Origin of the sequence: Nonomuraea endophytica, from assembly GCF_014203235.1 — a bacterium.
GTDB classification, from domain to species: domain Bacteria; phylum Actinomycetota; class Actinomycetes; order Streptosporangiales; family Streptosporangiaceae; genus Nonomuraea; species Nonomuraea endophytica.
The window spans coordinates 235661-249358 of sequence record NZ_JACHIN010000016.1 but is presented as its reverse complement, the minus strand read 5'-3'; the positions used below and the strand labels follow the sequence as shown (position 1 = coordinate 249358).

9 protein-coding genes and 3 pseudogenes are annotated in these 13698 nt (G+C 60.2%); 5 read left to right on the top strand and 7 right to left on the bottom strand.

Features of this window, described 5'->3' with window-relative positions:
• Nucleotides 1-160 precede the first annotated feature (160 nt).
• Nucleotides 161-1055: pseudogene (locus HNR40_RS43770) on the top strand (IS982 family transposase).
• 12 nt (nucleotides 1056-1067) lie between these two features.
• On the opposite strand, the pseudogene HNR40_RS53970 reads toward HNR40_RS43770, so the two are convergent.
• The 5 genes and pseudogenes from HNR40_RS53970 to dndB form a co-directional block, all read right to left on the bottom strand.
• Nucleotides 1068-1259: pseudogene (locus HNR40_RS53970) on the bottom strand (transposase); the annotation flags it as partial.
• A gap of 331 nt (nucleotides 1260-1590) precedes the next feature.
• Complete coding sequence (dndE, locus tag HNR40_RS43760) at nucleotides 1591-1968, bottom strand: DNA sulfur modification protein DndE (protein WP_184972385.1); 378 nt, start codon at nucleotides 1966-1968, stop codon at nucleotides 1591-1593.
• A complete protein-coding gene (dndD, locus tag HNR40_RS43755) occupies nucleotides 1958-3946 on the bottom strand; it encodes a DNA sulfur modification protein DndD (protein ID WP_184972367.1) in 1989 nt (662 codons plus the stop codon). The genes dndE and dndD overlap by 11 nt, the downstream gene beginning before the upstream one ends.
• Nucleotides 3933-5456, bottom strand: a complete 1524-nt coding sequence (gene dndC / locus HNR40_RS43750) for a DNA phosphorothioation system sulfurtransferase DndC (protein ID WP_246510321.1) — start codon at nucleotides 5454-5456, stop codon at nucleotides 3933-3935. Before dndC ends, dndD begins: the two co-directional genes overlap by 14 nt.
• Nucleotides 5453-6586 (bottom strand): DNA sulfur modification protein DndB, encoded by a 1134-nt coding sequence (dndB, locus tag HNR40_RS43745; RefSeq protein ID WP_184972365.1) that lies wholly within the window; start codon nucleotides 6584-6586, stop codon nucleotides 5453-5455. The genes dndC and dndB overlap by 4 nt, the downstream gene beginning before the upstream one ends.
• Before the next feature lie 82 nt (nucleotides 6587-6668).
• Between dndB and dndA the strand changes: the two genes are divergently transcribed.
• On the top strand, nucleotides 6669-7826 hold the full coding sequence (gene dndA / locus HNR40_RS43740) for a cysteine desulfurase DndA (RefSeq protein ID WP_184972363.1): 1158 nt from the start codon (nucleotides 6669-6671) through the stop codon (nucleotides 7824-7826).
• Here dndA and HNR40_RS43735 read toward each other — a convergent pair.
• Nucleotides 7813-9261, bottom strand: a complete 1449-nt coding sequence (locus HNR40_RS43735; RefSeq protein ID WP_312896752.1) for a DNA phosphorothioation-associated putative methyltransferase — start codon at nucleotides 9259-9261, stop codon at nucleotides 7813-7815. The genes dndA and HNR40_RS43735 overlap by 14 nt on opposite strands.
• A 252-nt stretch (nucleotides 9262-9513) precedes the next feature.
• Here HNR40_RS43735 and HNR40_RS43730 point away from each other — a divergent pair.
• A pseudogene (locus tag HNR40_RS43730) lies at nucleotides 9514-9699 on the top strand (IS1634 family transposase); the annotation flags it as partial.
• A 95-nt stretch (nucleotides 9700-9794) separates the two neighbouring features.
• Here HNR40_RS43730 and HNR40_RS43725 read toward each other — a convergent pair.
• On the bottom strand, nucleotides 9795-11249 hold the full coding sequence (locus HNR40_RS43725) for a PIN-like domain-containing protein (RefSeq protein WP_246510319.1): 1455 nt from the start codon (nucleotides 11247-11249) through the stop codon (nucleotides 9795-9797).
• Nucleotides 11250-12153: 904 nt separating this feature from the next.
• On the opposite strand from HNR40_RS43725, the gene HNR40_RS43720 reads away from it, so the two are divergent.
• Nucleotides 12154-12468 carry an SDR family NAD(P)-dependent oxidoreductase gene (locus tag HNR40_RS43720; protein ID WP_221341546.1) on the top strand — a complete coding sequence of 105 codons (315 nt, stop codon included), beginning with the start codon at nucleotides 12154-12156 and terminating at the stop codon, nucleotides 12466-12468.
• 11 nt (nucleotides 12469-12479) lie between these two features.
• The gene (locus HNR40_RS43715) at nucleotides 12480-13694 is read left to right on the top strand and encodes a hypothetical protein (RefSeq protein WP_184972355.1); all 1215 of its coding nucleotides are present in this window, start codon (nucleotides 12480-12482) and stop codon (nucleotides 13692-13694) included.
• Nucleotides 13695-13698: the final 4 nt, after the last annotated feature.

Here is a 13698-nt window from a genome sequence, read left to right as displayed (position 1 = left end):
GTGTTCAGTTCTGTCGTCACAAACAGATCTTGGACACCCTCGCTGCATGCCCGCAGCCGATCAACGAACCTCAGCCCTTGGAATCAACCATCTAGACGAGTAAGTCCTAAGTCGCTGTCATGCCAGAGCGGGAATGGCGAAGGGTGTCGAGGATCGATGTGTGACCAACGACCTCAACACCCTTCTCACCGCACTGTACGTGGCAATCGACGACTGGCTGAAGGACTCACCGCGATCCGGCCGACCACCGCGGCTGACCGACGCTGAGCTCCTGACCCTGGCAGTGGCTCAAGTCCTGCTCGGGGTCCGCTCCCAGACCCGCTGGCTCCGCTACGTGCCCGCACACCTGCCCGGCGCCTTCCCATACCTGCCCGGCCAATCCGGCTACAACAAACGCCTGCACCACGCCCTACCCCTACTCAAAACGTGCCATCCGCGCTCTGGCAGCCGATACCGACCTGTGGCACGACCCGCTGTGGATCATCGACTCCACCCCGGTCGAATGCGGTCGCTCCCGTCCGACCGCCACCCGTTCCGAACTGGCGGGCTGGGCCGGCTACGGCTACTGCCGCTCACACTCCCGCTGGTTCTGGGGCCTGCGACTGCATCTGATCTGCACCCCAGCAGGGCTGCCCATCACCTGGGCACTGGCCAGCCCGAACATCGACGAACGCCAGGTGCTGATGTCCATCTGCGAGCACGACCCGGTCCTGCTCACCGAGCGGCCCGATCTCCTGATCATCGCCGACAAGGGCTACATCTCCGCCGAACTGGACACCTACCTGGCCGAACGCGGTGTGCGACTGCTACGCCCGTCCTACCGCAACCGCACACCACACCCCAGCCAGCACCTGCTCAAGCCGATCCGCCAGCTGATCGAGTCCGTCAACGACACCCTCAAAGGCCAGCTCGACCTCGAACTGCACGGCGCCCGCACCCCGACCGGCGTCGGGGCCAGGATCGCCCAGCGCATCCTCGCCCTGACCGCCGCGATCTGGCACAACCGCCATACCGGCCAGCCCATCACCCGATCCCTCATCGCCTACGACCACTGACCCACTTAGGGCTTACTCGTCTAGGCCGTGGGCGAGCACCCTGGTCCGGAACTCACTCCGCACACTCGCATCGAACCCGAGATCATCCAACGCCAGCCCCAAGGCATCCTCCCAGCTCAGGTCCGCTCGCACGGTCTCGGCGGCCTGCCGATCGCTCAGGTTCTCCACCCGCTGCAACACCTTGATCAACACCGGCCTGCCCGGTGACCAGCCGGGTTACCCTCCGCTGCGAACGCAGCCGCGAACTCTGCGTCGGCGAACAGCTCACCCAGCTCATCCCTGACCCGCACGGGTAGTGGTGTCGGACCATGTCTTGGCAGGAAAACCGGATCGTCCCGGCACGAGCTCTACCTGGTTAGTCTGAGTGAGGAATTCTGTTCAAATATCCGGCGAGCCGTTCGAGAATCTCGGCAGCGGTCTTGGTTCACACAAAGGACCCTCAGATCGCCAGTCCAAGCTACTTCCTAGTTCAGGGACGAACACCCCCTACCTTTTCACGAAATGAAGCAGGGCGTAGACCACTTCCCTTCATAAGCTAAGGGACAACAGCCTTTATCAGATCGTCCACAGAATTTAGGTCACGCCGTCCTGCAAGATACCCAATGCCGCGATGCAAGTGAGTGACGAGAGTCCTTGCGCAAGCTTCTTCCGTCGGTTCGCTGCCATCACGAACACAGCGGGATCTAATCAACGCCGTATAGATATCCCCGTGCGCTCCAGCGAAAGTTCGCCAAGACATCTCGATGTTGGAGTCGGTGACAACATCGCGCACCAACGGGGGCGTTTCGTCCTGCAAAGACACAGCTAGGGCCCAGCGGCACAGAACGTTCCAGTTCTTTATACCGGTGACTCGCTTAAGTTTGATCAACTGATCCTTGGCTGGTTGAGACAAGCGGACTGTGTCAAGCGACATACCGAGTCTTCCCCCATCCGTAGCCGCGTTCGATCGTGGTTGTGAACGTCGTGTCATTGTGGACCAGTGTGTATGTCTGGGCGATCGACGGAATGAGACGCTGCAGCAGCCCATCATCGATCTCTTCGTCTGTCGACAGCAGAAGCACCTGGTGGCTTGCTTGCGGGAAGTAACGCTCAACAAGATTCTGTCTGTGCCGGCTATCCAGTCGACCCAGCGGAGTATCGATGACGCTCGGGAGCCTGTTGCCAGCTACACGAGCTAGGCCCCAAAGGAGGGATACCGCCAGGAGCTGCCGCTCGCCTGCGCTCAGACGTGCCGGGTTGAGGTCCTCACCGTCCGCGCCAATCAAGGTCAAGGTGAACTTGCTAGTGTCGATACGCAGGTCCTTGACCAGGCCGTCCTTACGCATTAGGCGATTGAAGCTGTCTAGTACAGCGACTTCCAAACGACTGATATGACGTTGCAGCAGGAGCTCGCCAAACCTGTCCAAAGTATTACGAGCGCGGTCGGAGTATGAAACCACACGGGCGCGATGCTCGATCTCGGCCAGTCCCTTAGCTCGTTTGGCATATGCCTTTTCGCGGGCTGCCTGAAGCTGCGTGTGTTCACGGACACGTGCGGCGTGATCTTCCTCCGTTGCGCGCAGTTCCCTCTCGAAGTCTTCCACGCGCTGACGGACCTTGTCCTGTCGGGCGATCAGGTCAGCGATCGCGTCTTCTGCTGGAACGCCGGCCAACTGCCGATCCAACGCGTCAAGCTGCGCTCTGAGCTCTCCGGACTCAGTGAGCAGCGCTTGCGCATGCTGTGATTCGCTCTTAAGGACTTGGTCAAGAGAGTTCAGTTGCTGAATGCCTGTCATCGACATCTGAATGACTCTCTGAACGCCCGCGTCAGCTGTGCGTTGGGCACGATCCTCTTCCATGAACCGGGTGACCTGCTCAAGCTGAACATCCGGTATGCCGCTGCCCAGTAGCGAAAGAATCTCCTTGTCCCGCATGTGCAGTGCGTCGAGTAGCTGCTCCGCGCGCCCCGCATCTTCCTCTCGAGCTACCTGCACACGCAGTGCCTCCAGCTGATCCTTAAGGAGGAGAAGTGGGAGCGGTCCTGAGGCGACGGTGTTGGCAAGAGTCGCGCTTACCGCTTCGAGTCGACCTTTCGCGTGCGCACTCTGTGCTTCTAGCTCCGCCCGACGGCGGAAGAGGTCTCCCCCTTCCTTAGCGAACGCAGCTTCGACAGCCTTCAGCTCCTTCTTCTCGTATAGGAGACCAGCCTTTGCCGAGGCGACCCGCTGAAGCGCATCTGCTCTGGCCACCTCGTTTTCCTCAAGCTGAGCTTCGATGGTGGCGATCAGCTCGAGTGCGGCCTTGTCCTCCCGATTCACCTTCTGGCGCCGTTGAAGAGCAAGTAGGTCGGTTCGCAGCTGTTCGACCGTGCTGACCCCTAGGAGCGATTGAACCGCCGACTCGATCACTGGAGCGGCCCGCTCAGGATCAGCAAGAGATTCGATCTTCTCGCCATCAAAGAAGAAGAGCGATGCGACTTCCAGCGGTAGAAGATCCTCTACATAGTCCGCCCATGTGTCGCTGACAGCCTTATCGTGTTCGCCGTTGACAAAGACCGCTAGCGACTCGCGGAGAGTCTTTCCTGTGATGGACCAATTTCGCTCAATCCGGTAATGACGTTGCGCCCCTTCGACTGTGGTCGAGAACCAGAGCTTCACACCTGCTTGCTTAGGCACTGCCTGACGGTTCACGCTGTCACGGAGAAACGCGTCGTAGGAACGGTTTCCCCTACCGCTGCACCGTGCCCGGGAGCCATACAACGCGAGTTGGATAGCATCTAGCAGCGTCGTCTTCCCACAGCCGTTGAGACCGCCGATCAGGATGATCGGCTTACCAGGCTTGGGATTCAGAGAGAGGACCTGCTTGCCGAGGTACGCTCCGAAGTTCTCGAGAGTGATCTCATGCAGGAGCATCGGTGCTCTCTTCATCCAATCCGAGAAGGGTGGGGGCAATCTTGTTCTTCTGGTTGCGTTTGGCTAGCTTGACCGCATCTTCCTCATCCGTGTAGTAGCCCCTCTTGATTGCCTTCTCAAGTGCTTCGAAGAGCCCGGAGCGACGAGTCATCGTGCGGAATTTCCGCTCGACCGCAAGTAGCTCACGCATCGTCTCGAAGTGCAGGTCGTCCCCGTCGCAGACCTCACGAAGCAGCTCCACCTCATCCGCGGCCACTGCGAGGTGCTGGTCGAGCGGACCGCCAGGGAACTCCTCGCCCGTCTCCTGCTTGTAGATCTGGGGTAGCGAATCCTCGACCTCATGCTTCTCAAAGACCCATATGCGCCGGATTTCGTGCAGCTCATCCATGGTGATGAGTTCGATGTTCCGCACATGCTCTGGAGCATTCTGCCGAATCCAGGTCTGAGCATTAAGGAGTTTGCGGAGCCACTCCTCACGAGCCTTTTGTGTGTACGGTCCAGGAACGTTGCGATCATGGAAGAGCTGAATCGTGCCGTTCATCTTCCGGAAGTCACGCAGGTGGCTGTCGTCGGGAGCGTCGAGCTCATCGCGTAGCTCCAGGAGCGGAAGCATCCACTCCTTCTCCTCGTCGTTCTGGATCATCGCCGACATGGACTTGTCCTTGTCGACAAGGGTGCACGTCCAGCACCCAAAGCGGCTGTCGCCACAGGAAGGAGTGGTGTTGTCCACCACGAGTGGGCATTCTCCGTCGCTCGAGGCCCCTTGATACATGGTGAGGAGATCCTTGTTCGGATGTCCCCAGGGGTTGGGCTGCTGCATCAAGAACGTCCAGACCTCGTCGTTGCTCCATGCCTCGACAGGGCTATAGACGAGGGAGTTGGAGAGGTTGCCGTTGGGCGAGAGACGTTCACGGACACGTCGCTTCTCGTGGCGCTCCATTACTCGGGCGCGAGCCTGGCTCTCGGCCTTGCGGATGCCCAGGACCAGAATCGCCTCACCGTGGTCGTGCACGACTCGGCGAATGAACGAGTTAGACGGCTTGATCTTCAAGCGTTCGGTGCACCAGCGGAACTTCGGTTTCGGAGCAGGGTACCCCTTACCGATCAGGCCGACCCAGAAGGTGTCCTTCACATCAGGCACCAGCCGATTCGGCTGGATGGGGAGCTGCTGCTTCTCTGCCGCCGTACGCATGGTCTCCAGCGATTGGGTGACCCAAGCAGCAACGACCGGGTTCTCGACGAGGGTGTCCGTACTGATGACGTAGACCGGTTTGGTGCGCTGATGGGGCTCTAGGCCTTGTAGCGCCATCCACACAAGTTGAAGCACCGCGGTGGAGTCTTTGCCGCCGCTGTAGCCCACGACCCAAGGGACCTGATCGGCGAGGTATAGCTCCCGGATCTCCGCGGTCAGCTCATTCAGCACGGCAGCGAGCCCGCCTTGGCTCTCAAAGGGGACGGCGCGCCGGGTGGGCGTGTTCAGCATGACGGCACTGCGCGTCGGGGTGCTCATCGCTCTCCTCGCTGGTAGGCGTCTTCTGCCTGCTGCTCATCGGCAGTCAGTTCGAGACCGAGTTGCTTGCGTAGAAAATTCACGGTAAGTACGACGTTTTGATGATTCTTCGAGACACGGCCACCGATGATCGCACGTCCCTCCCAGTCAGGATTGGTCCGTGACCAGTCCACGTTCCGAAGCGGCGCCAGCCGTGGCTTCCACTCGTCTGGATCAAGCGAATCGCGGAGCAGTGTGTTCCCGAGTAGCCCTAGCGCATGGAGTGCGATCCCATGGGTGTGTAGGTACTGCTTACGTATCTCGGAGGCGGACAGAGATCGTCTTCGCACCTCTTCCCAGTCCGGGATGAGATCATCTACAGCTTCCCAGTAGTCCCACGACAGGCGTTCCGTGTCCTTGCCGCCAGTCAGCTCCAGCCCTTGGAGGAGGGCGCTCATCGCCGAGTACAGGGCGCTGAGCGTGAAGAGCTTGCGCGATCGAGCTGAGAGGTTGCTGCTCTCCATCTCAACGAAGTTGCGGAAGACCGGGCACTTCAGCGCAAGGAGCCGTGTCAGCTGGGAGAGCTCATCCCTGTGGTCGTAGAGGACGCCTATGGAACGGGCCGGCCGCACGGCATGGCGGTTCAGGTCGGCGAACATCTGCTGGCTGCGTTCAAGGCCGGCGTCATGGAAGAAGACGACCGCGATGGTCTCGTCGCCGAGTGGCGGGTTCTCTTTAAGTGCGGTCTCGATGGCTGCACGCCGGTGCTGACCATCGTTGATCAGGAAGCGCGAGGCCATCGGGATGTACAGCTGCCCGACCCGCAGGCCCGGGCCTTGGTCCGACACTCCCACGAAGCGCATGGCGCCATCGACGGAGGCGGTTAGCGCAGAAAAGACGTAATCGTCAGGGTTATCCAGGATGTACCGCGCGAGCGCTGGAACTCGCCCCTTGTTCAGAACGCGCTGCGCCCGCACCTCCGGTGCGAGCTCGTCCTCGTCAAACAAGAAGATCTTGGGGATGAGGCGCAACGGACACATCGATACGTAATACTCACGCCCTGCCTGCACACCGCGGATCGCTGGGAAGATGTACTCGAAGCCCGCGGTTGTGGCGTCTCCGCCTTGCTGCGCCAGCGCGTGTGTTCCCACGTGGTCCACGGTACCGTAAGTACGTGTGCGTTTTAACGTACACACGTGACCTGGGCAAACAATTATGAGAGCTGGTGTGCACGTGGTCGCCTACCTGGATGCCGCTGCAACGACGAGGGTACTCCCAGAGGTCGCCGAGGTCGTCTTGCACTGGATGTCCCAAGATTTCGGCAATGCTGGCTCGCGTACCCATGAGTACGGAACGCGCGCCAAGCGGGCAGTAGCCCGCGCTCGTGAAGGCATCGCAGCCCATCTCTCCGCCCGCCCGGACGAGCTGATCTTCACCAGTGGTGCGACCGAGAGCAACAACATCGCCATCCTGGGTCTTGCTCCCTACGGCACCAAGTGCGAACGCCGTCACATCATCAGCACTGCGATCGAGCACAAGGCTGTTCTGGAACCACTAGAGCACCTCCAGACACAAGGTTTCGAGGTGGAGCTGATCGAGCCTGGGCCATCTGGCCGTGTGAGCGCGGAAGCAGTACTGGAACGGCTACGTCCCGACACGCTCCTCGTCTCTGTCATGCAGGTCAACAATGAGACTGGCGTCATCCAGCCAGTCGCAGAGCTGGCAGAACATCTCCGCTCCACTGCCACCTATCTTCATGTTGACGCGGCTCAAGGCTTCGCCAAGCTGCCAGGCGACCTTCGTGCCCCGATCGATCTCATCAGCTTCAGTGGGCACAAGATCGGGGCCCCCAAGGGGATCGGCGGCCTTCTCATCAGACGCCGAGGGCGAGACTCCGTACCACTGACCCCGCTGATGTATGGAGGAGGTCAGGAACGCAAGCTTCGCCCCGGCACACTTCCAGTTCCGCTCATCATGGGCCTGTCCAAGGCTCTTGAGGTGTTCGAAGGCGAACGTACGCAGTGGCTGCAGGCGGCCAGCGAGTTCCGCGCCCGTCTGCTGGAGGGACTCGGCAAGACCCGGTTCAGCCTCCATGGCGACCAAGAGCACGTGGTCCCGCATATCCTCAACCTGTCGTTCGAGGGTGTGGATACTGAAGCCTTGATCTTGCAGCTGAAAAACTACGCCGCGGTGGCCACCGGATCCGCCTGTACGAGTGCGTCATACACCCCAAGCCATGTACTTGCGGCGATGGGACTGCCCGAAGAACAGGCCAGCAATGGACTGCGCCTCTCTTGGTTCCCCGACCAAGCTCAGACACTGGACGTCGACGAGTTCGCGAGCATCATCGCCGAGTACCAAGCCGGCCTTGCACTGGTCAGTCCCTCTTGATCAGGCGGTGACCACGGAGCTGGCGGCCGCAGCGGATCAGCTCGGCCTCCCAGCCATGCTCTGTCCCAATGAGATGGGGATTGGCGTATAGGCCTGCTCGCAGCTCGCTGTCGGTAAGTCGCCGATACTTCGGGACCTCGGGGTCTTCCGGATGAAGGAACTCATGCTTGCGATGAAGTAGAGGCCTGTTCTCCGACTGCTCGTAGGACATATGCGAGGTCTTGAATGTGGTGAGATCCACCATGTAGGACGCTCGCAGCCGCGGATGCGGATCCGTGTCGAACTCCGGATAATCCAGCCAACTCACTCCCCTACCCTGATGGCGCAGCTTGGCGAGAGTCCACTCCTGCGGACGTCCTGCCGCGAGCGAAGCGCAGTGCTCGTATAGGCGCAGCACAACGGGCATGTGATCAATCGCCCGGCGATGCACGTACAGGGCTGTTGGCGTGAGCTTGCCGACCTTCGACCCGTTCATCGCACCACGGACATAGGCATCGTCGCGCAGCTTGAGCAGCAGACGGTCGGACCGCATGCATGCTTCCTTGTAGGAGCTGAAGAATGCTCTCACGTCGAGCTGCACAGAAAGCGGGAGGCACCCGAACGGGCCACGTCCGTTGAACAGCTCGACGCCGAGGAACAGTAGCGTGGTCAAGGTGGATCTCTTCGCGCCTTCCACGACCTTCTCGGGGTCGGCCGACGCCCGGACAATCCGCTGCAGTTCTGCGATGCTCAGATGGGCCAGCAGTTCCGCCATCTGCGTCGGCATTTCCTCGACGCGTGGCACTCGCCCGCGTTGCTCTGTGTAGTCGACTACAGAGGCGATCGCCGATGCCGCGTCGTCGGAGGCCAGCCAGATGGCCCCGGGTGCGATCCGACGAGCCAGATAACCCAGGCGCGCCTCGTCACGTTTGAACGCGTAAACGACTCCGGGAGTCGCAGATACGCACCGGACGCCAGTAACGTCCTCAACGTAACTTCGGAGCTCACCCGCGCTGAACAGGTGCTGAAAGGTCCGCCGGCTGGTAAGGACTCCATCGCCGAAGCCCGTGCCCCTGACCTTGGACTTCTCCCAAGTGAGCCGAGTGGAGACCACCAAGGTCTCCTTTGCGAGTTCCCATGCCTTGAGGAGCGTACGACGCCGTTCCTCCGGGTCCTCGATGATGTTGAGGACGTAAGTCAGCAGCACGACATCCGATGGATCGAGGCCGCCTTCGGGGTGATAGTGGGGATCCCAGCCGACTGCCCTCATGGCGATTCCCTGTAGGGCCCGGACGTCATCCCCTCGCCCGCACCCATAGTCCAGGACCGACGAGTCAGGGATAATCTGCTGATCCACCACAGCCTGACGTGCGGGTACAGAAAGCCCCGTTCTACCAATCGCGGTCAGGCGGCGCTCGGTTTCCCAAGCGCCGCCCATCTGCTCTGTGAGGGTCACATGCCTATCATGCAGTTCAGCACTCCGGCGGGCTGAAGAATTGGCCTAGCTCTGATAGCGGCTGACTCATCCACCCCGTTTGGAGCTGACTCGCTCGTACGCTTTGGCAGCATATGGACCGTACCGTCCGCGCCTTGCGGGCGTTGTGTTGTGGGGGCACATGGCTGTGTTCCCCGGGTTCCGCAGTTCATAGTCACAGGTGAGCCTGGATTCGGGTATCGACCTGGGAGTAAGGACCGGGAGGGCCGTGTGCTGGCGCTGCTGCTGATCCGCATCCGCGACGAGTTCGACCTGCTCACCGTTGCCACCTTCACTGGCCCGACTGGCATCTTCCGCCAGCGCGCTGAGCTGACCGAGCCCCAGGGCGACATCCTGGCCAAACTCGACATCCCGACCCCGAAGAAGATCGTCGAGGGCTCCCCCGCCGCAGAGGCATGACCAAGCACAACATCGTGCGGCTGCCGGGCAACCAATGCACCACCGCCACGAGACAACTCGTGCGGCCGTATCTCTTTGCGGAGTAGACCGTGTGATTATGATGAGACAATCAAGTCCAGCTGTTCGAGCCACCGCAACGTTAGGAGTGCCTGCGTTGCGCTCATCCCTTGCGGCGGCGCTTTCCTTAGTCTCGCTCGAAGCTCACTTCGCGAATTCGCCTGCGCCATTTCTCTGATTCCGACAGCTCCAGCAATTCTCCGGAGAAAGCTAATTTTCAGTAGCTCCAAGTTCCCCCCGTCGGCGACAAACCGTTCACCCAGAGGCGTGAGTCGAACTTGATTCTTCGCGATTGATGCGAGGCCAAGAGACTCCAAATTCCTCATGCGCCGGCGCGCTTCACTACGAAGAGAAATGTTCGGGAACCGAGCTTGAAAAGCATCAAGGTAGGCATCTAGCCTAGGCGAGCTAGAAGCTAGCTGGGCCATGTCGAATATTGTCTCCAGATAGTCACCGTTCTCGTCACGAGGTAGCTTTGCCAAGAGGAAACTACCTACAGCTTCATCGGAAAGGTTGTCAAGTGCGGCGACTTCTCTGACGCTCAAACTAGACCATTCGAGAGCTGCACGAAGGCGGTCCACGCGCCCCGCTTCTTCGACTGACTTATCGCTCACCTCGACGTTAAGAACCGTCTTCGCATACTGCAATAGCACCTCAGGACGAAGCATGAACAGTCTTGTTTGAGCACGCTTACGAAGCTCACGAACTAGGTCCAGCCGTGGCCCCTTTTTCTGACCATTCTCTTCTTCCCACCAGTCCTTCTTTGTGTCACCCGTGATAATAAGAACATCAATCCTTCTTCTCTCGGCCTCCCGGATGATCTGTTCCCAGACGAAGTAGTCACCAGCGGGAAACCCATTCTTCTTATCCCTGTCCTCGTAGCCGGGAGGAATCTTCTCCCGGCTACGGCGCTCCGCTTCCGCAAGAAGACTATCGATCTCGGAAGCATCGAATGCTGCACCTACGCGTCCATGGAGTATCGGTTCGAGAGCAGTTAGAACGGGATCGTCGTTGGTGTCCTCGCTAGCAATAAATGCTTCGGCTCTCGTCAGCTTATCGACCTTGTTGATCGCTTGCTCAAAGCCTCGTTTGAGGGAGTCTCTTATGGAGTCTAGATTATCGCCAGATAGCGCCAGGCGATTCGACCACCTGTTTACAGCCTCTATTGATTTCAGCTGCAAGCTTCGCAGATCGTCGACAGTCCGTGTGTAAATATCCTTGGAGTCCCTGAGCGCGTTTTTACGGTTTTGCCAAAATTCATGTTGCACTTGATGCGGAATCCATAGCTGGTTGGATATCATCGCCAAGATTGCCATTAGATCGCTTCTTGTTCTCTTGTTATAGCGATAGAGGTTCAAGAGTGTGTTTGTGTCGGGAACCACCAGTCCCTCCGTGAGAACACGTCCATAGTCATCGGCGGATGCCGTCTTATATTCCTCGTAACCGTGGTAAAGACCGCGGGGAGGGCGAGATTGACGTGCAGGCACAGTCATATGATGTCGCGACAAACCCGTCGACGGAACCGTTTTACGCCATCTGGCCCCAATGTCGATCTATGGTTCTACCAGCGCCCACGCTCCGGTGCCATGGGACGGAGGCGGGGACACGTACGGGATGATCTTCCGGAGAAGATCTTTGGAAGACGACGTTCCTGCACGTCGTGAACCGTCCACGCCGAAGGCGGCGACTGACTGTGACTCGAAGTGCCAGTGGACCAACTGATCCCTGCGCGTGCTGCGTGGGGCCGATATCGGGCGAAATGGTTACGTAGAGCGAATCTTCTACAACATAGAGCGACCTTCCGGTAGCAACGGTGGTTATCCAAGCCCCGTCACCAACGGAAGGTCTGCCGCCGTTGTACGTCACCGCTGCCATCGCTGTCTCCCGTAACGAAGAAACTGCCTGCTCATGCGTGGCCTGCCGATACGGGCCGCGGAGCCGATCACCCGATCCGGGCACCCCCGTTACACCACCGACATGAGTGACGAGGAATGGCAGGTCATCAAGCCGTTGATGCCCTGGCCGGCCTGGTTACACGGCAACGGCGGACGACCCGAGAGTACGTTGACCCCCAGATCTTTCGCGTACTGCGCGATCGGCTTACGGGGTTTCTCGACGACGCACGTTACGACGAGCGTCGGTCCCGTCATACAGCTGTGGGACATGCGCGGGATGATCTTGCAAGCAGTGCGGACTAGGAGAAGAGTTTGCCCAGCTCACGCCATGTATACGAGCTGTACGGCCACCACTCTCCTAAAGCGGGTGCCGCAGGTTCGAATCCTGCCGGGGGCACTCTTCCGACCAGCCATCCAGGCACCGACCTGGATCTCTCCACTTGGATGCTTGGCCTATATAGGCCGCCAGGTGTAACCATTGGCACGTACCCGTAACCCGGGCTTGACGCTCCGTCCCCGGCCTGCTGCCGGATACGGCGCGACGAAAGCAGCGCTGGAATCGCTGACCCGCACGTGGGCCCTGGGGTGGGCACCTGCCAACGTCCGCGTCAACGCGGTCCTGCCGGGGGCGATGACGATGGTCGAGACGGTGGCCGCCATGGGACCGGATGTCGGGGATATGGCCCAGACCACCGCGCTGGCGCGTGCCTCCGATCCGCTCGAGGTGGCGGAGGCGGTGATGTTCGTCGCGAGTGACCAGGCTAGCTATGGCACGGGTGCGGTGATCGCGGCCGACGGAGGGCGTACGGCGATCTAGCTGTCCGAACTATGAGCCGGTACGGCCGCGCCGGCGAGTTCGATCATCTGCGGGAACACTCTTGGGATCAGGTTGTGTTGACGCGTGCGGGAGTGGCGCTCTTACTTGTGATCGCCCTGGCCCTGGTATGGCGTTCCAGCAGCGAGGAGGAGGCACCACAGCGACCCGCGCAGCTTCCCGCATTGCCGCAACTAGCACTGGTCAGCGAGGTATGGCCGGAGGCCGTCAGCGTGGTGCCCGCTGAAAGAAGGGACGGCACCCGGTTATGGCCCATCGCATCACTCGGCCAAGATGAGCTGCTCTTGACGACCGATGGGCGTGCTCCGGAATTCATCAGCTTCAATACGCGAACCAAGACGCAGCGTGTCATAGCGCGTGTCCCCAAGTGGGCAGAGTGCGGTGGATGCTTCGAGATCCAGAAAGCGGCACTTGGAAAGACACAGGTGGCATTGATCGTCAAGGACGCCTCCATCGGTGGGCAACGCCATTACGAGGTGTGGGCGATGCCGCGAGCCGGTGGAACCATGCATATGGTGGCGCGTCTGCCGAAATCCGTCCAGGCTAGGGGCCCTTATGTTGACGGCTTCCAAATCATCGGCGAGAACGCTGTCTGGTGGGGATACGACGGTGACATCTGGCGGGTCTCGCTCCGTGGCGGGGAGCCCGAGGCAGTGCTTCCGGGCAGGCGGCTTCGCGTGAGCTCGTGGCCATGGGCGTACGACACATACAAGCGGATCGTGATCAATCTCGAAACAGGCCAGGAGACCGAAGTAACCGAGGTTGAAGATCTCGATCATCGTCTTGCCTGCGGCCCCGCCTGGTGTGTCGGAGAGAACTGGCAGGAGCCGTGGAAGGTCACACAGGCGACCGTGTTGCGTTTGGATGGTTCCGATCGCGTCATTGTTCCGGGAGACGCGCTCCTGATGAGGCCTCCGATCCGCGATCGGCTTGCTCTTCTCGGCGTCCCAACGGTCGATGGTGACGACTCCATTTCCAAGACCTGGGGAACCGCGACCCTTGGACATGTGATACAGGTCTACGATCGCTGCACGGGTGAGGCCGCCCTCCTCGGGTCGTACACGTTGGCGAAACCCGAGACGCCATGGGGAGCGATAAAGACCGGCGTATGGCCGCAGGACGGCCCCGTCCTGTATTGGCCGACTACTCAGAATCGACTGATGGTCGTCGACCTGGCACGCGTCGGCGCCTCTCCTTGCTCCATATGACCTG

Excerpts from the sequence above, each read along its gene's own strand:
- HNR40_RS43715 (WP_184972355.1), top strand. The coding sequence starts at position 12,480 with ATGAGCCGGTACGGCCGCGCCGGCGAGTTCGATCATCTGCGGGAACAC.
- dndD (WP_184972367.1), bottom strand. The coding sequence starts at position 3,946 with ATGCTCCTGCATGAGATCACTCTCGAGAACTTCGGAGCGTACCTCGGC.
- dndE (WP_184972385.1), bottom strand. The coding sequence starts at position 1,968 with ATGTCGCTTGACACAGTCCGCTTGTCTCAACCAGCCAAGGATCAGTTG.
- dndC (WP_246510321.1), bottom strand. The coding sequence starts at position 5,456 with ATGAGCACCCCGACGCGCAGTGCCGTCATGCTGAACACGCCCACCCGG.
- HNR40_RS43725 (WP_246510319.1), bottom strand. The coding sequence starts at position 11,249 with ATGACTGTGCCTGCACGTCAATCTCGCCCTCCCCGCGGTCTTTACCAC.